Genomic DNA, 21941 nt, shown 5'->3' with positions numbered 1-21941 from the left:
ACGCGACTCTCTATCCCTCCAGCCGCGCCATTACGCGAAGGACGAAAGCCCGACATGAACATTCACGAATACCAGGCCAAGGAACTGCTGGCGAAGTACGGCATTGCGATTCCCGCCGGTCACGCCGCCCTTACCGTCGAAGAAGCGGTCGCAGGTGCCAAACAGCTGCTCGGCCCGCTCTACGTGGTGAAAGCCCAGATCCACGCCGGTGGCCGCGGCAAGGGCAAGTTCAAGGAACTTGGTCCCGACGCGAAGGGCGGCGTCCGCCTGTCGAAGAGCATCGAGGAAGTCGAAGCCAACGCGAAGGAAATGCTCGGCAACACGCTGGTCACCATCCAGACCGGCGCCGAAGGCAAGCAGGTCAACCGCCTCTACGTCACCGACGGCGTCGACATCGCCAAGGAATACTATCTTTCGATGCTGGTCGACCGTGCCAGCGGCCAGGTCGCGATGATCGCCTCGACCGAGGGCGGCATGGACATCGAGGACGTGGCCCACAACACGCCCGAGAAGATCACCACCATCACGATCGACCCGGCGCAGGGCTTCATGCCCCACCACGGCCGCGCGGTCGCCTTCGCGCTCAAGCTGACGGGCGAGACCAACAAGCAGTGCCAGAAGCTGGCCAAGCAGCTTTACACCGCCTTCATGGACCTCGACATGGAAATGCTCGAGATCAACCCGCTGGTCGAAACCGACAAGGGCGACCTGCTGGTGCTCGACACCAAGATGAGCTTCGACGGCAATGCGCTCTATCGTCACAAGGACGTTGAAGCGATGCGCGACGAAACCGAGGAAGACCCGGCCGAAGTCGAAGCGAGCGAATACGACCTCGCCTACATCAAGCTCGACGGCAACATCGGCTGCATGGTCAACGGTGCCGGCCTCGCCATGGCGACGATGGACATCATCAAGCTCAACGGCGCCTTCCCGGCGAACTTCCTCGACGTGGGCGGCGGCGCCACCACCGAGAAGGTTACCGCGGCGTTCAAGATCATCCTCAAGGACCCGGCGGTCGAGGGCATCCTCGTCAACATCTTCGGCGGCATCATGAAGTGCGACGTCATTGCCAATGGCATCGTCCAGGCGGCGAAGGATGTGAACCTGTCGGTTCCGCTGGTGGTCCGCCTCGAAGGCACCAATGTCCAGCAGGGTAAGGACATCCTCGAAAACTCGGGCCTGCCGATCGTGAGCGCCGACGACCTCGGCGATGCGGCGAAGAAGATCGTCGCGGAAGTGAAGAAGGCCGCCTGAGGGGCTGCCTGAAGGCACTGGAAGATTACCAAGGGCGGGCTCTGGCGACAGGGTCCGCCCTTCAAGTTTAAGGCGCGGGGAACACTCGCTCTCCGCCTGTCTTGTCTAAGCAAGGACTGACCCCGTCACAGCTTGACGTTTACGTAAACGCAAGGTAGGTGGGCGCCAGACACATCCAGAGGAAGGAATACCCATGAAAATCCTCGTGCCCGTCAAGCGGGTGATCGACTACAATGTGAAGCCGCGCGTGAAGGCGGACGGGTCGGGCGTCGACCTCGCCAACGTGAAGATGAGCATGAACCCCTTCGACGAAATCGCCGTCGAAGAGGCTATCCGCATCAAGGAAGCGGGCAAGGCGGAAGAAATCATCGCCGTGTCCGTCGGCCCGGCCAAGGCACAGGAAACGCTGCGCACCGCGCTCGCCATGGGTGCGGACCGCGCGATCCTCGTCGAAACCGACGACGAAGTCGAACCTCTCGCCGTCGCCAAGATCCTCAAGGCCATCGCCGAGGAAGAACAGCCCGGCATCGTGATGCTCGGCAAGCAGGCGATCGACGACGATTCGAACCAGACCGGCCAGATGCTCGCCGCCCTGATGGGCCGTCCGCAGGGCACCTTCGCCAACACGGTCGCAGTCGAAGGCGATAGCGTCACCGTGAAGCGCGAAGTCGACGGCGGTCTCGAGACCGTGAAGCTGTCGCTTCCCGCGATCGTCACCACCGACCTGCGCCTCAACGAGCCGCGCTATGCTTCGCTGCCGAACATCATGAAGGCCAAGAAGAAGCCGCTCGATACCAAGACCCCGGGAGATTACGGCGTCGACACCGCGCCGCGCCTCAAGACCACAAATGTCTCCGAACCGCCGGTTCGCCAGGCAGGCGAAAAGGTCGAGGACGTCGATGCGCTGGTCGCCAAGATCAAAGCCCTCGGCATCGCCTGAACCCCGGACAGGAAAGGAATAGACTTATGAAAACTCTCGTCTGGGTCGAACACGACAATGCCGAGATGAAGGACGCAACGCTGGCCGCCGTCACCGCTGCCGGCAAGCTGGGTGAAGTGCACCTGCTGGTTGCAGGCTCGGGCTGCCGCGCGGTCGCCGAGCAGGCCGCCAAGGTCGCCGGCGTGGGCAAGGTCCACCTCGCCGACAACGCTGCCTACGAACACGCGCTGGCCGAAAACGTCGCCCCGCTCGTGGCCGACCTCATGGGCCATCACGACGCCTTCGTCGCTCCTGCCACGACCACCGGCAAGAACGTCGCCCCGCGCGTCGCTGCCCTGCTCGACGTGATGCAGGTGTCGGACATCCTGTCGGTCGAAGGCCCCAAGACCTTCACCCGCCCGATCTACGCCGGCAACGCCATTGCAACGGTCGAATCCTCGGATCCCAAACTGGTCGTAACCGTGCGCGGCACCGCCTTCGAAAAGGCCGCTGCCGAAGGCGGCTCGGCCACGATCGAAGACGTTGCAGGCCCCGGCGATGCCGGCCTGTCGAGCTTTGTGTCGGCCGAAATCGCCGAAAGCGATCGTCCCGAGCTCACCAGCGCCAAGGTTATCGTCTCGGGTGGCCGCGCGCTGAAGGACGCGGCGACCTTCGAGGAATTCATCACTCCGCTCGCCGACAAGCTCGGCGCAGGCATCGGTGCCTCGCGCGCCGCGGTCGATGCGGGCTATGTTCCCAACGACTACCAGGTCGGCCAGACCGGCAAGATCGTGGCACCGGAAGTCTACATCGCCATCGGCATTTCGGGTGCGATCCAGCACCTCGCCGGGATGAAGGATTCCAAGACCATCATCGCGATCAACAAGGACGAGGACGCCCCGATCTTCCAGGTCGCGGACATCGGTCTCGTCGGCGACCTGTTCAAGATCGTGCCCGAGCTGACCCAGAAGCTCTGACAAGAACGCGAACGAAAAAAGGGCGGCAATTCCATTGCGAATTGCCGCCCTTTTCTTATGGTACACCCACCAGCGTTTGCAGGAGGGGTCGCATCCATGAAATTCGTTACGCCATTATTTGTCCTTGCCGGACTGCAACTTGCAGCTGCTCCGCTTTCCGCGGCAGAGCCGGTGGCCCTCCAGCCTGCAAGCAGCTGGAATCTCGACTACAGCAAGGAGGCCTGCCGCCTGGGACGCAAGTTCGGCGAAGGCGAGAACCAGGTCCTCCTCGTAATGGCCAAATATGCCCCCGGGCCAAACATAGAGATCATCGCGTCGGGCAAGCTCCTCTACGACAAGCGCGTCAGGTCGCTGCACTACAGCTTCGGCGAAGGAAACGAGGTCGAAGTCGAGCGGCCGCTGTTCGGTGATCTGGAGAACGGCGAGAGGGTGTGGCAGTGGTCGGGCAGCATCCTGCCACCTGACACGCAGAAAGCGCTCGAGGACGCGGAGGCAGATACGGTCGCCTACCGTGCGGCGGAAGATGATGCGGCAGCCGCAGCCGACAGTTTCACCATGAAGCTCGGCAGCTCGAAAAAGGTAAAGCTCGAAACCGGACGCCTGGCCGCAGGATTCAAGGCCATGGACGACTGCCTGGAGAGCCTGGTGAAGAGCTGGGGTTACGATCCCGAAACCATCGCCACGATCGTCGACGGACCCGAACCGGTCGGGCGCATCACGCAATGGTTCAACACCTACGACTATCCGAGCGAGGCATTGCGCAAGGATTTGTCGGGCGCCGTACGCTTCAGGCTCGGCATCGACGAGGCAGGGCAGATTACCAACTGTACGATCCAGTCCTCCTATTCGGACCCGGCTTTTCCCGAAACCGTCTGCAAGGAATTCACCCGCAAGGGCCGGTTCACCCCTGCACGCAATGCGGCGGGCGAACCCGTCGCCAGCTATTGGGCGAGCACGGTCCTGTTCGTGAGCGGATCGTAAGCGAGGTTGGCCGGCGGCCAGCGTCGATCAGGCGATCGCCTCGCTAATCGCGTGAAGGGTCACGCCAACGAGGCCGCCGACCAGCGTGCCGTTGATGCGGATGAACTGGAGATCGCGGCCGACTGCGCCTTCCACCCGGTCGGTCAGCGTGGTTGCATCCCAGCGGCGCACCGTTTCCGATACCAGTTGCACGATCTGGTCGCCATAGCGCGTGGCGATGCCGACGGCAGTGCGGCGGGCAAAGCGGTTGACCTGCATCTGTAGTCGTTCGTCATCGCGCAGGGCCGCGCCAAGCTCTGCCAGCGTCTCGCCGAGATAACCGGGACCCGTCCCGCCCGAATCGCGGATCGAGCGGATCAGGCGGGCCCGAATGCGCTCCCATACCCCTTGCCACCAATCGGCAATGGCCGGGTTGTGCAGCAGCTCGCGCTTCATACGCTCGACCCGTTCCTGCATCTCGGGATCTTCGCGCAGGCCCTTGGCGAGTTCCTGCAGGCCTTCCTCGATCTTGTCGCGCAGCGGGTGCTGCGGATCGACCAGCACCTCGGCGAGCAGCTTGTAGAGACCGTCGATGACGGAGTTTGCGAGCCGTTCGTCGAGCCCGGTAAAGCGCAGCACGGCATTGGCACGGCGGTGGACCATGTCGCGTACCAGCGCCTCGTTGTCCTCCAGCACCAGCCCCGCCCAGCGGATGATCTTGTCGATCAGCGGCTTGTGCCGCCCGTCGGCAATCATCGCGTCCAGCATGCCGCCGAGCAGTGGCGCGATCTCGAGCTTTTCCAGCTGCGCTGCGATGCCGCTGCGGACCTGCGTGCCCAGCCTGTCGGGATCGAGCGATTCGAGGACTTCGACCGCGAGTTCGCCTGCACCTGCCCTAATGCGCGTGTCCTGAGCTGCCTTGGGATCGGCGAGATAGCTGCCGACCGCGCCTGCAAGGTTCATCGACCCCATGCGTCGCGCGACGACCTGGGGGGTGAGGAAATTGCTGCGCAGGAAGTCCGCCATCGTATCGGCGATGCGGTCCTTGTTCTCTGGAATGATCGCGGTGTGCGGGATCGGCAATCCGAGCGGGCGGCGGAATAGCGCCGTCACGGCAAACCAGTCGGCAAGGCCGCCGACCATGGCGGCCTCGGCGAAGGCGTGGATGTAACCCCATGCCGGATGCACATCGAGATAGCGGCTCGAAGCGATGAAGATCGCGGCCATCAGCACCAGCATGCCGGTTGCGGCGCGGCGCATGGACCGCGCGCGGTCGGGCGGGAGTGGAGCCACTCCCGCGCCGGTCGTTCTGGTGGAAAGTCCCGCCATGATCAGGCGACGATCACTCGGCCGGATCGATCCCGGCTTCCCCGCCAAGGGGCTGCAAGGGCTTGTGCTCGTCACCCGGCTTGTAGGTCAGGAACCGCTGGCGCAGCCACGGACCAAGGCGCTTTTCGAAGCCGTCGGCAAGGCTGAAGCCGGCCGGCACGATCAGCAGGGTCAGCAGCGTCGAAAGGATCAGGCCGCCGATCACGACCCAGCCCATCGGCGCGCGCCACGCACCGTCGCCGGCAAGACTGAGCGCGGTAGGCACCATGCCGGCAGTCATAGCGACCGTGGTCATGACGATCGGCTGTGCGCGCTTGCGGCCGGCATCGACGATGGCCTCGAACTTCTCGACCCCGCGTTCCATTTCCTCGACCGCGAAGTCGATCAAGAGGATCGAGTTCTTCGCGACGATGCCGAACAGCATCAGGATGCCAATGAAGACCGGCATGGAGAGCGGCTGCCCGATCGCCCAGATCAGGAGCAGGCCGCCAAGCGGCGCGAGCAGCAGCGAGGTCATGTTGACCAGCGGCGACACGAAGCGGTGGTAAAGCAGCACCAGCACGGCGAAGACCAGCAGCATGCCGGACAACAGGGCTATCTGGAAATTGACCATCATTTCCTGCTGCCACTCGTCCTCGCCAAACGGCGCATTGGACACGCCCGAAGGGAGGTCTTGCATGATTGGCAGGGCATTGATGGCCTGCATCGCATCGCCCTTCGCCATGTCCGGCTCGAGGTCGGCGCCCACGAAGATGCGGCGGTTCTGATTGTAGCGCTGGATCGAGGTCGGACCCGAACCGAAGCTGATTTCGGCAACACGGCTCAGCGGCACCGAGCCGCCGATCGAGGTCGGCACGGGCAGGTTCTGGATCGTCGCGATGTCCTGGCGCGATTCCTCGGGCAGGCGCACGCGGATCGGCACCTGGCGGTCGGACAGCGAGAACTTGGCGGCGTTCTGGTCGATATCGCCGAGCGTGGCGATACGGATAGTCTGGCTGAGCGCGGCCGTGGTCACACCGAGCTGCGCGGCAAGGTCGAGACGCGGCTTGATGAGGATTTCGGGGCGACGCATGTCCGCCTCGATGCGCGGGGCGACAAGGCCCTTCACGCCCTTCATCTGCTCGACCAGCGTCGCCGCGGTCGCATCCAGCGTCTTGGGATCGCTACCCGACAGCATCACCGAGATCGGTCGGCCTGTGCCGCCGCCGCCCTGGTTGGACTGGAAGGTCACGCGGGCATCGGGGATGTCCTGGAAGACAGGCGTCAGGTTCCGCTCGAATTCCTGCTGGGTCTTCTTGCGGTCGTCCTTCAGCGTGATGAAGAGGCGGGCATTGCCCTCGTTCACGCGCTGGAGCGCGGCCTCCACGTCGGGATCCTCTCCCACGATGCTCGCGACGCGGTCGGCCACGCGCTCGGTCTGTTCGAGCGTGGTGCCCGGCACCATCTCGATGCGCACGCGGCTGAAGTCGCCATCGGAATCGGGGAAGAACTGGCCCGGAAGCGCTGCGCCGACGAGGCCGGTGAGGATAAGCGCGGCAAAGCCGACGCCCAGCATCCATACGCGGTGGTCGCGCATGCGCGCCGCGAAGCGATCGAGCCTCATGCCGAACCACTGGCGATACTCACCGCCGAACAGGCGCGAGGCCAGTCCCATCACCCAGGCGACGAACTTTGCGGCGAGGAAGCCGACGAAGAAACCCAGCCCGAGGAACAGCAGCATGGTCGGGAAGGCGATGAAGAAGCCGATCGCCTGCGACATCCAGTCGGGCAGCATCGTGAGATGGCCCTTCCAGAAGCCAATATCGGTCATCCCGCCGATTACAGAATTCAGCCCCATGACCGTGCCGAAAAGACCTCCGAGCCAGGCTATGGCGATGATGCCGAACATCACGAGGCCGCCGAATGCATAGTACCAGTGGAAGCGGGCCGGCTGGATGCCGGCACGCGCGCGGTCGGCGCCGCTGCGGTCGAGCGTCCAGCGCAGCAGCCGCTCGTACCTGTCCATCATCGGGCCTTCGCCGTGCGAGGCATGGCCCTTGGCCTTGAGGAAGTAGGCCGCAACCATCGGCGTGATCATGCGCGCGACGAGCAGCGACATGGTCACCGATGCGACGACAGTGAGGCCGAAGTTCTTGAAGAACTGGCCCGACACGCCCGGCATCAGGCCGACCGGCAGGAAGACCGCAACGATCGAGGCAGTGGTGGCGACCACCGGCAGGCCGATTTCGTCGGCTGCGTCGATCGAGGCCTGGTAGGCCGTCTTGCCCATTCGCATGTGTCTGACGATGTTCTCGATTTCCACGATCGCATCGTCGACCAGCACGCCGGCCACGAGGCCGAGCGCGAGGAGCGAGAGCTGGTTCAGGGTAAAACCGAGCAGATCCATGACCCAGAAGGTTGGGATGGCCGAAAGCGGGATGGCCAGCGCGGAAATGAAGGTCGCGCGCCAGTCGCGCAGGAAGAAGAACACCACGACGACCGCCAGGATCGCGCCTTCGATCATCGCCGCGATGGAGCTGTCGTACTGCGCCTTGGTATAGTCGACCGAAGTGAACAGGCGGGTGAATTCGATGCCCGGGTTCTCTTCCTTGATCTTCTCCAGCTCTTCGACCGCATTGTCGTAGACGCTGACGTCCGATGCGCCGCGAGCGCGGGTGAGGCTGAAGGTCACGACCTGGCGACCGTCGATCTTGCCGAGCGAGCGGACCTCGCCGAAACTGTCGCGCACTTCGGCGACATCGGAGAGCTTGACCGTGCGGCCGCCGCCGATGGCGACCTGGACCTGCGAGAGCGCATATGCGGTATCGGCATTGCCGAGCACACGGACCGACTGGCGCGATCCGGCGATTTCCGCCTGGCCACCGGCAGCGTTGAGATTGTTCTGCCGCAGCGCGCCGTTGACCTGGCTGGCGGTGACGCCGAGCGACTGCATGCGGGCAGGATCGAGGATTACGAGGATCTCGCGCTCCACTCCGCCGCCGCGGCTCACTTCGGCCATGCCCTCGATGCCGAGCAGGCGCTTGGCGACCGTATCGTCGACGAACCAGCTGAGCTGCTCGAGCGTCATGTCGGGCGCGCTGATGGCGAAATAGCCGATCGGTTCGGACGAGGTCTGCACGCGCTGGACGCGCGGTTCGAGAATGCCGTCCGGCAGTTCGCCGCGGATCTGGCCGATGGCGGTTTCGACCTCGTTCACGGCCTGGCCGATGTCGTGGCCGATCTCGAATTCGATGAAGGTCGAGGAGAAGCCTTCGCTGGCAGTGGAGTTGAGGTTCTTCACCCCTTCCACGCCGCGCACGGCGGATTCCACGCGCTGGGTGATCTGGTTCTCGATTTCCGTCGGAGCGGCGCCGGGCTGCGAAATGCCCACGGTCACGCCGGGGAATTCGATATCGGGCTGCTGCTGCACCTCCATGTCCGAAAAGCTCATGATGCCGGCCAGCATCAGCCCGATGAACAGGATAATCGGAATGATCGGGTTACGGATCGACCATGCGGAGATGTTGCGGAAATTCACCTGCCGGCTCCCGTCACTTCTTCTCGACGACCGGCTTCACCGTCTCGCCTTCGTTGAGGAAGCCGCCGGCGCGCAGCACGACCCGTTCCTGTCCGGTCAGGCCTTCGCGAATGACGATGCCGTTGGACGTGACATTGCCCAGCTTGATCGGGCGGCGGGCAACCCTGTTGTCGTCACCGACGATGAAGACGTAGCTTTCGCTGTCGTCCGACATGATCGCGCTTTCGGGCAGGATCGGGGCGACGATCGTGCCGCTCTTGATCAGCGCCGTGGCGAAGCCGCCCGGGCGCAGTTCAGGGGCATAGGGCAGCGCGATGCGCGCCGTGCCCTGGCGGTCCTGCGCGTTGATGGTCGGGGCGACCTGCCAGATCTGGCCGGTGAAGCTCTTTTCCGAACCGACCGGCGTCACTTCGGCGCTTTCGCCAGCCGTGATGCGCGACAGCTCGATTTCGCCGAGACGGGCCAGCATTTCCATCTCGCCGCCCTTGGCGATGCGGAACAGCGGCTGCGAACCGCCGCTGACTGTCTGGCCGGGTTCGACATTGCGTTCGAGCACGAGACCGGCGGCAGGCGCGACGATGTTGAGGCGCGCATTGCGGGCCTGCAGTTCGCGAAGCGAGGCCTGCGCCACACGCACGCGAGCAACGGCTGCATCGCGGGTCGCCGTCAGGCGGTCGACATCGGCCTTGGAAACGAAACCGCGCTCGACCAGCTGGAGCGCGCGGTCGAGATTGGCCTGCGCGAGATTGGCATCGGCCTGTGCTACCTGAATCTGGGCAGCGGCACTCTGCGCCTGCTGCGTCTGGACCGAACGGTCGATCACGGCGAGCACCTGCCCGGCCTGCACCCAGCTGCCCTGCTCGACCGGGACGGAGACGACGCGGCCACCTTCTCCCACGACGCCCACGGGCATTTCGCGGCGGGCAGCGAGCGTGCCGGTGGCAGTGATTTCACCTGCGATGGTCATGCGACCGGGCGCGACGACGCTGACGGCAGGGGCCTGCGCCTGGCCGGCGTTCGGATCGGCAGGCGCCGAGGAAAGCATGAGGTATGCGCCGATTGCGGCCGCGAGAAGGATAATCGCGCCGATAATCAGGGGCTTCTTGTTTCGTGCAAGGCGCGACACGCTACCTCCTTCGTCGAATTCTACGCTCGACGTGTCGTCGATCTCGGATTGGATGCCTGCCTCGTAATTCATCGTTTTGCCCCGAATGGTCGCAGCCCTGTTCTCGACCACTGTATTAGTCGAGTAAAGCACAATCCGCAAGACTGCGCATGTCGGCCCTAGAACTGCCTGTAAGAGAGGGCAATGGCGCTCTCTATGAAGGGGCTATCTCGCCTGACGAATGCGCCAGACAAAAAGGGCGGCAGGTTGCCCCGCCGCCCCTTCGCATTTCGTATCGTCTTCTCGTTTAGCGGACGCGGCCGCGCTGCACGAGGTTCGCAATGCCCAGCAGCACCACAGCGCCGACGATGGCGATGATGAGGCCGGTCAGCGAGAATTCCTGGACGCTGCCGGAAATGCCGAGCAGCGGTCCGGCGATGAGATTGCCGATCACCGAGCCGATACAACCGACGACGATGTTCCAGAAGATGCCCATTGATGCGTCACGGTTCATGACCAGGCTCGCGAGCCAGCCAGCGATACCGCCAACGATAAGTGCAATAATCCAACCCATTGATAATCCTCCTGCTTTTGCCGTCGTCCTCCCCTGAAACAGAGGCAAAGTGACGGAGAACACCCGGGATACTACTGCCCCGGGGTTAGATAGCAAGCGGCTGGATTCTCGATTGGTTCCCGCAGGCGCGGGCTAGGGCTCAGTACTTGAACTGGCGTTCGTACAGGTCGCGGTAGTGCTGGATGCGCGTGACACGAAGGCCCTGCATGCCCGAACGGTCGACCGCGCGCTGCCACGAAGCGAACTCTTCCAGCGTGAGGCCGTAACGTTCGAGGACCTCGTCGATCGTCAGCAGCCCGCCGTTGACGGCTGCCACGACCTCGGCCTTGCGACGCACGACCCAGCGCTTCGTCGAGGGCGACGGCAAGTCCTTGAGGGTCAGCGGCTCGCCGAGCGGGCCGATTACCTGTGCAGGGCGGATGTCCTGGTTCTCGATCATCTAATTCTCTTCGTCGCCATGCGCCGCACCATCTGCGGCATCTGCCCCGTTTAGCGGCTCGCCTTTGCCATGCGCTAAATCAGTATGGTTACCGACGCATTTACCTTTGTCGCAGGTTTCGCGGCGTGCTTCCCCGAAAGCCTCGAACCCGCCGGCCGAAGACCGGGCGAGTTCCGCGCGCAGTTCGCGAGTCGCTTCCAGCCGCGCAACCAGCTCGGTCCAGCGAAACCGCTGCAAAACCTCGCTTTCACGTCCGTCGACGAAAGCCTGACGATTGATGTGCCCCTCAAACATGCCTCTGTGGATAAGCCCTCATGGTAAAGAACCCGTGAAGCATCGCCTGCGGCACAAATCGGTAAATGGTGGAGGCAAGCCCCCAAGCCGTGTATGGGGCGCGCCATGCCCGAATCCCGCCTCCTCGAACCGGCCTCTGCCGCCGGCCTGTTCGACCTGCCGCGCCCGGCAAGCGAATGCCGCATCGTTGTCGCGATGTCGGGCGGGGTGGATTCCTCCGTGGTCGCCGCGCTGGCCGCCAAAAGCGGTGCCGAAGTGATCGGCATTACGCTGCAGCTTTACGATTACGGTGCGGCTACCGGGCGCAAGGGCGCCTGCTGCGCGGGCGATGATATCGCCGATGCGCGCGCCGTCGCCGACCGGCTGGGCATCGCGCATTACGTCTACGACCATGAGAGCGCCTTCCGCGAAGACGTGGTCGAAGCCTTTGCCGACGAATACCTCGCCGGCCGCACCCCCGTCCCCTGCATCCGCTGCAACATGGGACCCAAGTTCACAGACCTGTTCGCCATGGCGCGCGAGCTGGGTGCCGACTGCCTCGCCACCGGCCACTATGTGCGCCGCGTCGAGGGCCCTGCCGGGGTGGAACTGCACCGCGCGCTCGATCCCGCGCGCGACCAGTCCTACTTCCTCTACGCGACGACCGAGGAGCAGCTCGACTACCTGCGCTTCCCGCTCGGCGGGCTGCCCAAGGCCGAAGTGCGCGACCTGGCCGAGGCGGCGGGTCTGCGCAATGCGGCCAAGCCCGACAGCCAGGACATCTGCTTCGTGCCCGATGGCGATTATGCTAAGATCGTGAAGAAGCTGCGGCCCGAAGGCGGGCGAGCGGGCGACATCGTCCATGCGCAGAGCGGCGAAGTGCTTGGCCGCCACCAGGGCGTGATCCACTACACCGTCGGCCAGCGCCGCGGGCTCGAGATCGGCGGCCAGCCGGAACCGCTCTACGTGGTCGGGATCGACGCGGACAAGGCGCAGGTGCTGGTCGGCCCCCGCCCCATGCTGGCCGTGTCGGCTGCCCGCCTGATCGAGACCAACCGGATCGGCCCGCTGCCCGACGCCGGGCTGACGGCCAAGGTGCGCAGCCTGGCCAAGCCCGTACCGGTCACGCTCGAAGGCCCGCTTGGCGGCGGGGCGGCGACGACCATCCGTTTCGCCCATCCCGAATACGGCGTCGCCCCCGGGCAGGCGGCGGTCATCTATGCCGGCGAACGCGTGGTCGGCGGCGGCTGGATCGACGGGACGACCGGCTTCGCGGGCTGATCAGCCCTCCCATTCCTTCAGCACGCAGCCATAGCCTTCGCGGTATGTGGCGGTGTCCGAGGCGATCAGCGGAATGCTCGCGGTCACGCTCTTTTCGGCGGGATCCTCGCTCAGCATGACCAGTTCCATGCCTTCCAGCTTGTCCTTGGAGCAGTCCGACAGGCTGCGCCCCGAGACGTAGCGGCACGAACAGGCGACATGCGCGCCATAGGCCGTGCCTGCCTCCGAAGTGCGTCGCAGGCCCTCGCCCCAGGCGAACCAAGCGGCCCCGCCAAGCGCGAGGACGAGGACAAAGAGCCACAGCCAGCGGCTGGACGTGAGAGTGCGTTTATTCGCCATTGCGACAGCGGTTTCCCCGTGCGAGTGCAGACCCATGAATTTGCGGTCGCGCCCCCTTATCGTCCTTACCCTTGCCGCCACAAGCCTTGCCGCATGCGGTTCGCCCGGTCCTGCCGAGGAACCGCCGCTGAGCGAGGAAGCGGTGGCCTCCGTGACCGAGAACGCCGGCGCCCCGGCGAAGGCGCTGGCGCGGGAGGTGGACGACCTCTTCACCATGGAAGGCCTTGGCGAAACGCGTGCGCTGATCGTCATGAAGAACGGCAAGATCGCGGCCGAACGCTATGGCGAGGACTACGATGCCGACACGCGGTTCGTGAGCTGGTCGATGGCCAAGACGGTCACCGCCATGATGATCGGCCAGCTGGTCGGCGACGGCCTGCTGCGCCTCGATGCGCCTGCTCCGGTCCCGCGCTGGCAGCGCAGCGGCGACCCGCGCGCCGACATCACCCTGCGCCACCTCCTACAGATGCGCAGCGGGCTGGAGCATACCGAGGCCGGCGACCCGCCCTACGAGAGCGGCGAGGTGCGCATGCTCTTCCTCGACGGGCGCGACGACATGGCGGATTATGCCACCGCCCAGCCGCCCGAGGCGGAGCCGGGGGCGAAGTTCGAGTATTCCTCCAACACCACGGTCATCCTCGCCGACATCGCCGCGCGCACGCTGACCGAAAGCAGCGATCCCGAAGCGCGCCGCCGGGCGGTGAGCGACTATCTCCATGCCCGCCTGTTCGACCAGCTGGGCATGGATTCCATGACTCTCGAATTCGACCGCTCGGGCACTCTGATCGGCGGCAGCCTGATGCACGCGACGGCCCGCGACTGGGCCAAGCTGGGCGAGCTGATGCGCCTCAAGGGCTCGCATCGGGGCGAACAGCTCCTGCCGCGCAGCTGGGTCGCCGAGATGGTCAAGCCCAGCCCCAAGAGCCCGCATTACGGCCTCCAGACCTGGCTCAACCGCCCCAATGGCGAGCCGGAGCACCCGCTGTTCCCCGACCGCGCGCCGCACAGCGCCTTCTCCATGATCGGGCACATGGGCCAGTACGTCTTCGTGTCGCCCGCACAGGGGCTGACCGTGGTGCGCCTCGGCCACTCCAATGCCGAAGAGCGCAAGGCCATGCTGCAGCAGCTGGCCGACGTAATCGAACTCTACCCCGCCGAAGGCAGGTAGAACTCGCCCTTCACCACCGTTACACAGGTTCCGCCGAGCCAAGCCTGTTCGCCCTCGCGCCGGCAGGTCGCATGGCCCCCGCGCTGCGAGGCCTGGAAGGCGGTGAAGCTGTCGCGGCCCAGTTGCTCGCTCCAGTAATAGGTCAGCGCCGCATGGGCCGAGCCGGTGAAGCTGTCCTCGTCCACTCCGCCGCCCGGCACGAAGACCCGGCTAACGATATCGGTATCGCGCCCGCGCGCCGTGCAGATGAACTGGTCGTTCCCCAGCGCGCGAAGCCCGCGCATGTCGGGATCGAGCGCGCGCACCGCCTCTTCGGTTTCGAAGCGGTAGACGCCGTAGCGGTCGGGGCTGAGCCAGACTTCGGCAGGCTCGGCGCCCAGAAAGTCTACCGCCTCCGCCCATTCACCGGGCTCGGTGCGGATGAGCGGCAAGGCAAGCTCGTAGCCATTACCGGCGCGGCGCACTTCGAGGATACCGGCATGGCGCGTACGGAAGGTCACCCGCTCGCCGCCGCTTTGCGACAGCACGACATGGCCGCTGGCGAGGGTTGCATGGCCGCACAGGCGGACCTCTTCCGTCGGAGTGAACCAGCGCAGCTCGTAATCTGCTGCCCCGCTCGCATCGGGGATGATGAAGGCGGTTTCGGCAAAGGCGTTCTCTTCGCCGATAGCCTGCAGCACATCGTCGGGCAGCCACTGGTCCAGCGGCATGACCGCAGCCTGGTTGCCGCGAAAGGGTGCATCGGCAAAGGCGTCGACATGCCAGTAAGGGATGGTGGTCACTTGCCGGTCTCCAGCCGCTTGAACTCGTTTTCCTCGGCCAGCGGGTTGCCCGGCTCGTCGACATGGCCTTCGGGATCGATGTGGATGAGCAGTTCCATTTCGGGGAACTGGCGGCACAGATCCGCTTCCACCCGCTCGATGATGTCGTGCGCTTCCTCCACTGTCATGTCGCCCGGCAGGTCGACGTGGAACTGGACGAAGTCGCGGTGCCCGCTGGTGCGCGTGCGCAGATCGTGGAGCTTGGACAGCTCGGGATGCCGTGCCGCGGCTTCCACGAAGGCGAGGCGTTTCTCTTCCGGCCATTCGCGGTCCATCAGATCGTCCACCGCGGCACGCGCGGCAGTGAAGGCGCCCCAGCCGAGCCATGCGGCAATGGCGAGGCCGAAGGCGGGGTCCGCACCCTTCAACCCGGCCATCTGGTCTAGCGCCAGCGCCGCGATGACGGCGAGGTTCAGGAACAGGTCGGACTTGTAGTGCAAATGGTCGGTCTGGATCGCGAGGCTGCGCGTGCGGCGCATGACGTAGCGCTGCCAGCCGAGCAGCGCGAAGGTCAGCGCAATGGCGACCAGCGACACGCCGATACCCTCGGCCGCGGCCTCGGTCCCCTGCCCGCCGGCGAACTGCATGATGGCGCGGATCGCAATGCCGAAGGCCGACAGCGCGATCAGCATGACCTGGAATATGGCGGCGAGCGCCTCTGCCTTGCCGTGACCGAACCGGTGGTCCTCGTCGGCAGGCTGCGACGCGATCCACACGCCGGTCAGCGTGGCGAAGCTGGCGATGAGGTCGAGTGCCGAATCGGCCAGGCTGCCGAGCATGGCGGTCGAGCCGGTCTTCCAGCTCGCCCAGGTCTTGAGCGCGACCAGCACCACGGCCACGCTGATCGAGGCCAGCGCCGCCGAGCGGGCAAGACGGGCGCGGTCCTCGCTCACGGGTAGAGCAGCGTGTTCGACCACGCCTCGCTTGCCGATGCGCGGGTGAAGCGGCGGCGGTCGTGGAGGCGGAACTCGCGGTCGCGCCAGAACTCGATGGCCAGCGGGGTCAGCAGGAAGCCGGTCCAGTGCGGCGGGCGCGGGATGTCGCCTTCGGGATAGCGTTCCTCCAGCGCGGCCACGCGGTCGAGATAGACCTGCCGGTCTGCCAGCGGGCGCGACTGGTCGCTGGCGGCCGAACCGATCTGCGAAACGCGCGGGCGCGAATGGAAATAGGCATCGGCCTGCTCGCTGGTCACTTCGGTCAGCGGTCCCTCGATGCGGATCTGGCGGCGCAGGCTCTTCCAGTGGAACAGCAGCGAGGCGCGCATGTTGGCGCGGATTTCCTCGCCCTTGCGGCTTTCGGCATTGGTGTAGAACACGAAGCCGCCGCCTTTGCCCCACTGGCTGCCGTGGCCCTTCAGCAGCACCATGCGCACCGATGGCATGCCGTCCGCATTCGCCGTGGCCAGCGCCATGGCGTTGGGATCGTTCGGCTCGCTCGCCTTGGCCTCGCCGAACCACTCCTCGAACAGGGCGAAGGGGTCGGTTACGGGGATGGCGCTGGTCGCTTCACTCATCGGGCGGCAATCCTACAGCTTGGAACAGATGGAACACGGTCCTGGCACAAAAAGCCCCGCCCCGGCATTTCGCCCGCAAAATGGCGGAACTTCGTGCATCGCGAAGGGGTTGGGACCATGCATGACCTGCTCCCTAACCCCAGTGCCGCGCGTAGGAAAGCCTCGCCGCTTGCGCGGCGCGAGTGTTGCACCTAGCTAACACGCAATGGCCGATCCATACTCCATCCTTGGCGTCACCCGCTCCGCGTCCGAACAGGACATCAAGAGCGCCTATCGCAAGCTCGCCAAGGAGCTGCACCCTGACCGTAACAAGGACAACCCCAAGGCTGCCGAGCGGTTCTCGGAAGTCACCAATGCCTATGACCTCCTGTCCGACAAGGACAAGCGCGCCCGTTTCGACCGCGGGGAGATCGATGCGGACGGCAATCCGACCAATCCCTTCGGCAGCGGCTTCGGCGGCCATCCGGGCGGCGGACAGCGCGGGTTCCGGGCAGAGGATTTCCAGGGCTTCGGCAATGACGGCGTCGATCTCGGCGATATTTTCGACGGGCTGTTCGGCGGTGGCCGCGCCGGCGCGCGCGGACGCGCCGATCCCTTCGGCGGGCGGCGGCCCCCGCCGCCGCGCAAGGGCGCCGACATCGCCTATACGCTGCGCGTGCCCTTCACTGACGCGGCTTCGCTGCGCGACCAGCGCATCACGCTGGCCGACGGCAAGACGATCGACCTGAAGCTGCCAAAGGGGCTGGAAGACGGCACCCAGATGCGCCTCAAGGGCAAGGGCGAACAGGGTCCGGGCGGCGCGGGCGACGGGCTCGTCACCATCCGCATCGACAGCCACAAGCTCTACCGCCGCGAAGGCTTCGACGTGCGCTTCGACCTGCCGATCACGCTCGACGAGGCGGTCGGCGGCGGCAAGGTGCGCGTGCCCACGGTTGATGGCCCGGTGATGATGACGATCAAGCCCGGGACCAGCGGCGGCACGGTGCTGCGCCTCAAGGGCAAGGGCTTCACCAAGAAGGACGGAACGCGCGGCGACCAGCTCGTCACGCTGGAAATCCAGCTGCCTGCCGACATGGAGGAGCTTGCCAAGCGGCTCGACGGGTGGAAGGACGAAAGCGACCCACGCAGCAAACTCGGGGTGTAAGGCCGCTTGAGACATCCGACGCTTCCCCAGCCCGAAGAGCGCGAGATCCACTCGCTCTCTCCCGAGGCGCGGCGGCGGGAAGCCCAGACGCTGCGCGGGGAAGTCGCCCGCAGGGTCGGTCCGGGGACGCGCGCCTTCGAAGTGGTGAAGCGCACGGTCGTCGGCACGTTCAACGACGGCTTCATCCATGCCGGCAACCTCGCCTATCTGGCGATGCTCTCGATTTTCCCTTTCTTCATCCTCGGCTCGGCGCTGTTCTCGCTATTCGGGGAAGAGGCGGAACGCGCCGCCACCATCAACGCCGTGCTGGTCGCCCTGCCGCCCGTGGTCGGCAATGTCATCGAGCCGGTCGCACGCGACGTGATCGAGGCGCGCAGCGGCTGGCTGCTCTGGGCAGGTGCGGCCGTCGGATTGTGGACGGTGGGCAGCCTGGTCGAGACGATCCGCGACATCCTGCGCCGCGCCTACGGTACGCGCATGACCAAGGCCTTCTGGAAATACCGCATCTTTTCCAGCGGCGTGATCCTTGCAGCGGTGATGCTGCTGATGCTCTCGCTGCTGGCGCAGGTCGTCATCGGCGCCGCGCAGCAGGTGATCGAGGCCTATTTCCCGCAGCTGATGAACCGCATGGTGGATTTGCAGCTCTCGCGCATCCTGCCAGCGCTCGGCCTGTTCGGCTCGCTCTACATGCTGTTCTATTCGCTCACGCCCTCGCGCTATCGCCACAGGCGCTATCCCAAATGGCCGGGCGTGTTGTTCACGACACTGTGGTGGATCCTCGTCACCACCTGGCTGCCGGTCGTGCTGCGCAGCTTCTTCACTTATAACCTCACTTACGGCAGCCTTGCCGGGATCATGATCGCGCTGTTCTTTTTCTGGCTTGTCGGCCTCGGTGTGGTTATCGGCGCGGAACTCAACGCGGCGCTGGCCGAAACCCCGGAAGAAGAGGGGGCGGGCGAGGCGCCGGACGTTACGGAAGACGCGGTCTCTGACACGCAATGACGCTGAAGGAAGGAATGCACTGATGGGCGGACTGATGGCAGGCAAGCGGGGGCTCATCATGGGGCTCGCCAACGACAAGTCGCTGGCCTGGGGCATTGCCAAGAAGCTGCACGAGGAAGGCGCGGAAATGGCCTTCTCCTACCAGGGCGAAGCGCTGAAGAAGCGCGTCGGCCCGCTGGCCGAACAGCTGGGCAGCGATTTCGTGTTCGAATGCGATGTGTCGGACATGGACGCGCTCGACCGCGCCTTCGACACGCTGAAGGAACGCTGGGAGACGATCGATTTCGTCGTCCACGCGATCGGCTTCTCCGACAAGAGCGAGCTGCGCGGGCAGTATGTCGACACCAGCCTCGACAACTTCCTGATGACGATGAACATCTCCGCCTATTCGCTGGTCGCGGTGGCGAAGCGAGCGAAAGAGATGATGCCTGATGGCGGCAGCATCCTGACGCTGACCTATTACGGCGCGGAAAAGGTCATCCCGCACTACAACGTGATGGGTGTCGCCAAGGCCGCGCTGGAAACGAGCGTGCAGTACCTCGCCAACGATCTCGGCCCGCAGAACATTCGCGTGAACGCGATCAGCGCAGGTCCGATCAAGACGCTGGCAGCCAGCGGCATCGGCGATTTCCGCTACATCCTGAAGTGGAACGAATACAATTCGCCCCTGCGCCGCAATGTCACGATCGAGGACGTGGGCGGGTCGGGCCTATACTTCCTGTCCGACCTCTCATCGGGCGTGACCGGCGAGACGCACCATGTCGATGCGGGCTATCACGTCGTCGGCATGAAGCAGGAAGACGCACCCGACATCGCGCTCGACAAGGCGTGATGTCCCGGCCGGGGCCTAGGCGGCGTCCGGCCAGATACCGCGCGTGTCGTAGACGGCCTTGTTCTCGCGCTCTTCGGGCGGGATGACCTTGAAGACGTCGTGATCGACGAGGACGATGATCACATCGCTCTCTTCCAGCGCGGTGTCGATATCGACCAGCTCGGCGCCGGTACCGTCGAATTCTTTCGGCAGTTCGCCCGCATAGGGTTCGACTACCTGCACGCGCTCGCCATATTCGCGGGCGATGCTGGCTGCGACATAGCGCGCCGGACTTTCGCGGAAGTCGTCGATGTTCGCCTTGAAGGCGAGTCCGAGGCAGGCGACTTTCGCGCCCGGATTGCCCTCCACCAGTGATTTTGCACGGGCGAGCACGTGGTGCATCTTGGCGTCATTGGTCTCGCGCGCCTGGCGGATGATCTTTGCCTCCTCGGGCGCGCCATGGACGATGAACCAGGGGTCGACCGCGATGCAGTGACCACCCACGCCGGGGCCGGGCGTGAGGATGTTCACGCGCGGGTGCCGGTTGGCGAGGCGGATCACCTCCCACACGTCGAGGCCCTGCTTGTCGGCGATCATCGACAATTCGTTGGCGAAGGCGATGTTCACGTCGCGGAAGCTGTTTTCGACCAGCTTGGTCATTTCCGCGCTACGGGCATCGGTGGTGACGCATTCGCCCTTCACGAAGCGCTTGTAGAAGGCGAGCGCCTTGCGCGCACAGCGCGGGGTGATCCCGCCGATCGAGCGGTCGTTATGCGTCAGTTCCTCGAGGATCTTGCCCGGCAGCACGCGCTCGGGACAATAGGCGAGGCTGATGTCGGGCTGGCCGTCGGTCATGCCGGGCATGGCCAGGTCGGGCCGCTTGACCGCGATCGCATCGCGCATCGCCTCGGTCGTGCCGACAGGCGAGGTCGATTCGAGGATCACCACGTCGCCCTTCTTGAGCACCGAGGCGACGTTCTCCGCCGCGGCCATCACGTAGGACGTGTCGGGCGTGTGGTTGCCGTCCTTGGCGAACGGCGTCGGCACCGCGATCACGAAGACATCGGCGGGCGCAATCTCGGTCGAGGCCTTGAGCAGGCCGCGCTGGACCACCGCCTGCACGAGGCCGTCCAGATCGACTTCCTCGATATGGATTTCGCCGCGGTTGATCGTGTCGACCACGGTCTGCGTCACATCGACGCCGTGCACGCGGCAACCCGCACGCGCGATGATCGCCGCCGTGGGCAGGCCGATGTAACCGAGGCCGATGACACAGACGTCGGGTTTGATGTCGCCACGCATGTCTTGAAAAAGTCCCGTCAGAAGTTCGCCCGCATTCCTAGCGCGCGAAGGTAAATTTACCAGTAATGGTGAATCAGGATGAGGCGAGCAGGTCGCAGATGCGCTGCGCGGATTGCCCGTCACCGAACGGATTGTGCGCGCGCGCCATCGCGGCGTAGGCCTCCGCATCGTCGAGCAATCGGGTGGTCTCGCGCACGATGGCATCGGCATCGGTGCCGACCAGCTTGGCGGTGCCGGCCTCGACGCCTTCGGGCCGTTCGGTTGTCTCGCGCATGACGAGCACCGGCTTGCCCAGCGCGGGCGCTTCTTCCTGCACGCCGCCGCTGTCGGTCAGCATCAGCGTGCTGATGTCGAGCAGGCGCGCGAAGTGCGGATAGTCGAGCGGCTCGATCAGCGCGACATTGTCGAGACCGGCCAGCTGCTCGTTCATCACGGCGCGCACGTTCGGGTTCAGATGGACCGGAAAAATAACCGCAACGTCATCACGAGCGGCAATACGCTTAACCGCATCGGCGATATTCTGCATCCCGTCGCCGAAATTCTCGCGACGGTGGCTGGTCATGCCGATGATCCGCTTGCCCGCAAAGCGTGCCTCCAGGCCCGCAAGGCCCGAGGCGAGCGCAGGCTGTTCCTCGATCCGCCGCGTCACCCATTTGAGCGCATCGATCACCGTATTGCCGGTCACATGGACGGTGGCGGGATCGACATTTTCCTTCAGCAAAGCCGCAGCGCTGGTTTCGGTCGGCGCGCAGTGGAGCGCGGCGAAGGTGCCCACCACTCGGCGGTTCACCTCTTCAGGCCAGGGATGGTAGATATTGCCGCTGCGCAGGCCGGCCTCGACATGGCAGACGCGGATCTGGCGGTAATAGGCGGCAAGCGCGCCCGCCATCACCGTGGTCGTATCGCCCTGCACCACCACCCAGTCGGGCCGTTCCTCGTCCAGCACCTTGCCGGCGCCGGTCAGCGCGCGGGCCGTCAGTTGGTCGAGCGATTGGCCCGGCGTCATCAGGTCGAGATCGTGGTCCGGCGCGACCCCCGCAATCGAGAGCACCTGGTCGAGCATCCCGCGATGCTGTGCGGACACGCAGACCCGGCTTTCGAAGCGGTCGTCCGCTTCCAGCGCATGGACCAGCGGGAACAGCTTGATCGCTTCGGGACGGGTGCCGAAAACGGTGAGGATCTTGGGACGCGCAGTCATGAGGCTGCGCTGTAA

Annotated in this window: 21 protein-coding genes; 9 read left to right on the top strand and 12 right to left on the bottom strand. The window is 65.1% G+C overall.

All coding sequences use genetic code 11. The annotated features are described in order from the left end of the window. Positions 1-54: 54 nt before the first annotated feature. The 4 genes from sucC to LCL94_RS07360 all read left to right on the top strand — a co-directional run bounded on the left by sucC (position 55) and on the right by LCL94_RS07360 (position 4131). The gene (gene sucC / locus LCL94_RS07375) at positions 55-1254 is read left to right on the top strand and encodes an ADP-forming succinate--CoA ligase subunit beta (RefSeq protein ID WP_224831640.1); all 1200 of its coding nucleotides are present in this window, start codon (positions 55-57) and stop codon (positions 1252-1254) included. 193 nt (positions 1255-1447) lie between these two features. Next, positions 1448-2194 (top strand): electron transfer flavoprotein subunit beta/FixA family protein, encoded by a 747-nt coding sequence (locus LCL94_RS07370; protein WP_222554822.1) that lies wholly within the window; start codon positions 1448-1450, stop codon positions 2192-2194. Between the two features lie 26 nt (positions 2195-2220). Continuing rightward, on the top strand, positions 2221-3150 hold the full coding sequence (locus tag LCL94_RS07365) for an electron transfer flavoprotein subunit alpha/FixB family protein (protein ID WP_224831639.1): 930 nt from the start codon (positions 2221-2223) through the stop codon (positions 3148-3150). Positions 3151-3246: 96 nt separating this feature from the next. Beyond that, positions 3247-4131 carry a TonB family protein gene (locus LCL94_RS07360; protein ID WP_224831638.1) on the top strand — a complete coding sequence of 295 codons (885 nt, stop codon included), beginning with the start codon at positions 3247-3249 and terminating at the stop codon, positions 4129-4131. A 27-nt stretch (positions 4132-4158) separates the two neighbouring features. Here the strand turns inward: LCL94_RS07360 and LCL94_RS07355 are convergent, their stop codons facing one another. From LCL94_RS07355 to LCL94_RS07330, 6 genes are all read right to left on the bottom strand, one after another. Further along, a complete protein-coding gene (locus LCL94_RS07355; protein WP_224832679.1) occupies positions 4159-5370 on the bottom strand; it encodes a DUF445 domain-containing protein in 1212 nt (403 codons plus the stop codon). 82 nt (positions 5371-5452) lie between these two features. After that, positions 5453-8956 carry an efflux RND transporter permease subunit gene (locus tag LCL94_RS07350; RefSeq protein WP_224831637.1) on the bottom strand — a complete coding sequence of 1168 codons (3504 nt, stop codon included), beginning with the start codon at positions 8954-8956 and terminating at the stop codon, positions 5453-5455. A 13-nt stretch (positions 8957-8969) separates the two neighbouring features. Then, positions 8970-10154, bottom strand: coding sequence for an efflux RND transporter periplasmic adaptor subunit (locus LCL94_RS07345; protein WP_224831636.1), 1185 nt, complete (start codon positions 10152-10154; stop codon positions 8970-8972). A 214-nt stretch (positions 10155-10368) separates the two neighbouring features. Continuing rightward, on the bottom strand, positions 10369-10635 hold the full coding sequence (locus LCL94_RS07340) for a GlsB/YeaQ/YmgE family stress response membrane protein (RefSeq protein WP_224831635.1): 267 nt from the start codon (positions 10633-10635) through the stop codon (positions 10369-10371). Between the two features lie 139 nt (positions 10636-10774). Then, positions 10775-11074: a DUF1153 domain-containing protein gene (locus LCL94_RS07335; protein WP_160608664.1), complete on the bottom strand. Its 300-nt coding sequence runs from the start codon at positions 11072-11074 to the stop codon at positions 10775-10777. Continuing rightward, the gene (locus LCL94_RS07330; protein ID WP_224831634.1) at positions 11075-11368 is read right to left on the bottom strand and encodes a hypothetical protein; all 294 of its coding nucleotides are present in this window, start codon (positions 11366-11368) and stop codon (positions 11075-11077) included. A gap of 105 nt (positions 11369-11473) precedes the next feature. Here LCL94_RS07330 and mnmA point away from each other — a divergent pair, with 105 nt between their 5' ends. Further along, on the top strand, positions 11474-12628 hold the full coding sequence (gene mnmA, locus LCL94_RS07325) for a tRNA 2-thiouridine(34) synthase MnmA (RefSeq protein WP_224831633.1): 1155 nt from the start codon (positions 11474-11476) through the stop codon (positions 12626-12628). Here mnmA and LCL94_RS07320 read toward each other — a convergent pair whose 3' ends face one another. Beyond that, a complete protein-coding gene (locus LCL94_RS07320) occupies positions 12629-12967 on the bottom strand; it encodes a hypothetical protein (protein WP_224831632.1) in 339 nt (112 codons plus the stop codon). Positions 12968-13001: 34 nt separating this feature from the next. Here LCL94_RS07320 and LCL94_RS07315 point away from each other — a divergent pair, with 34 nt between their 5' ends. Beyond that, a complete protein-coding gene (locus LCL94_RS07315) occupies positions 13002-14135 on the top strand; it encodes a serine hydrolase domain-containing protein (protein ID WP_224831631.1) in 1134 nt (377 codons plus the stop codon). Here the strand turns inward: LCL94_RS07315 and LCL94_RS07310 are convergent. The 3 genes from LCL94_RS07310 to pdxH are packed head-to-tail and all read right to left on the bottom strand — an operon-like array spanning position 14114 to position 16469. After that, entirely contained in the window at positions 14114-14917 is an 804-nt protein-coding gene (locus LCL94_RS07310) for a PhzF family phenazine biosynthesis protein (protein ID WP_224831630.1), read from the bottom strand. The genes LCL94_RS07315 and LCL94_RS07310 overlap by 22 nt on opposite strands. Beyond that, positions 14914-15849, bottom strand: a complete 936-nt coding sequence (locus tag LCL94_RS07305) for a cation diffusion facilitator family transporter (RefSeq protein WP_224831629.1) — start codon at positions 15847-15849, stop codon at positions 14914-14916. The genes LCL94_RS07310 and LCL94_RS07305 overlap by 4 nt, the downstream gene beginning before the upstream one ends. Then, positions 15846-16469, bottom strand: a complete 624-nt coding sequence (gene pdxH / locus LCL94_RS07300) for a pyridoxamine 5'-phosphate oxidase (protein ID WP_224831628.1) — start codon at positions 16467-16469, stop codon at positions 15846-15848. The genes LCL94_RS07305 and pdxH overlap by 4 nt, the downstream gene beginning before the upstream one ends. 205 nt (positions 16470-16674) lie before the next feature. On the opposite strand from pdxH, the gene LCL94_RS07295 reads away from it, so the two are divergent. Genes LCL94_RS07295 through fabI form a run of 3 tightly spaced genes read left to right on the top strand, consistent with a single transcriptional unit; the run spans position 16675 to position 19447 of the window. Continuing rightward, entirely contained in the window at positions 16675-17613 is a 939-nt protein-coding gene (locus LCL94_RS07295) for a DnaJ C-terminal domain-containing protein (RefSeq protein WP_224831627.1), read from the top strand. A gap of 6 nt (positions 17614-17619) precedes the next feature. Next, positions 17620-18615, top strand: a complete 996-nt coding sequence (locus LCL94_RS07290) for a YihY/virulence factor BrkB family protein (RefSeq protein WP_224831626.1) — start codon at positions 17620-17622, stop codon at positions 18613-18615. Between the two features lie 22 nt (positions 18616-18637). Next, complete coding sequence (gene fabI, locus LCL94_RS07285) at positions 18638-19447, top strand: enoyl-ACP reductase FabI (RefSeq protein WP_224831625.1); 810 nt, start codon at positions 18638-18640, stop codon at positions 19445-19447. Between the two features lie 15 nt (positions 19448-19462). On the opposite strand, the gene wecC is transcribed toward fabI, so the two are convergent. Both wecC and wecB read right to left on the bottom strand, forming a co-directional pair. Further along, positions 19463-20728: a UDP-N-acetyl-D-mannosamine dehydrogenase gene (wecC, locus tag LCL94_RS07280; RefSeq protein WP_224831624.1), complete on the bottom strand. Its 1266-nt coding sequence runs from the start codon at positions 20726-20728 to the stop codon at positions 19463-19465. Positions 20729-20801: 73 nt separating this feature from the next. Then, positions 20802-21926 (bottom strand): non-hydrolyzing UDP-N-acetylglucosamine 2-epimerase, encoded by a 1125-nt coding sequence (gene wecB / locus LCL94_RS07275; RefSeq protein ID WP_224831623.1) that lies wholly within the window; start codon positions 21924-21926, stop codon positions 20802-20804. Positions 21927-21941: the final 15 nt, after the last annotated feature.

This window comes from Qipengyuania gaetbuli, assembly GCF_020171365.1.
Classification (GTDB): domain Bacteria; phylum Pseudomonadota; class Alphaproteobacteria; order Sphingomonadales; family Sphingomonadaceae; genus Qipengyuania; species Qipengyuania gaetbuli_B.
The sequence above is the reverse complement of the archived record's forward strand: the minus strand, read 5'-3'. Positions and strand labels throughout refer to the sequence as shown.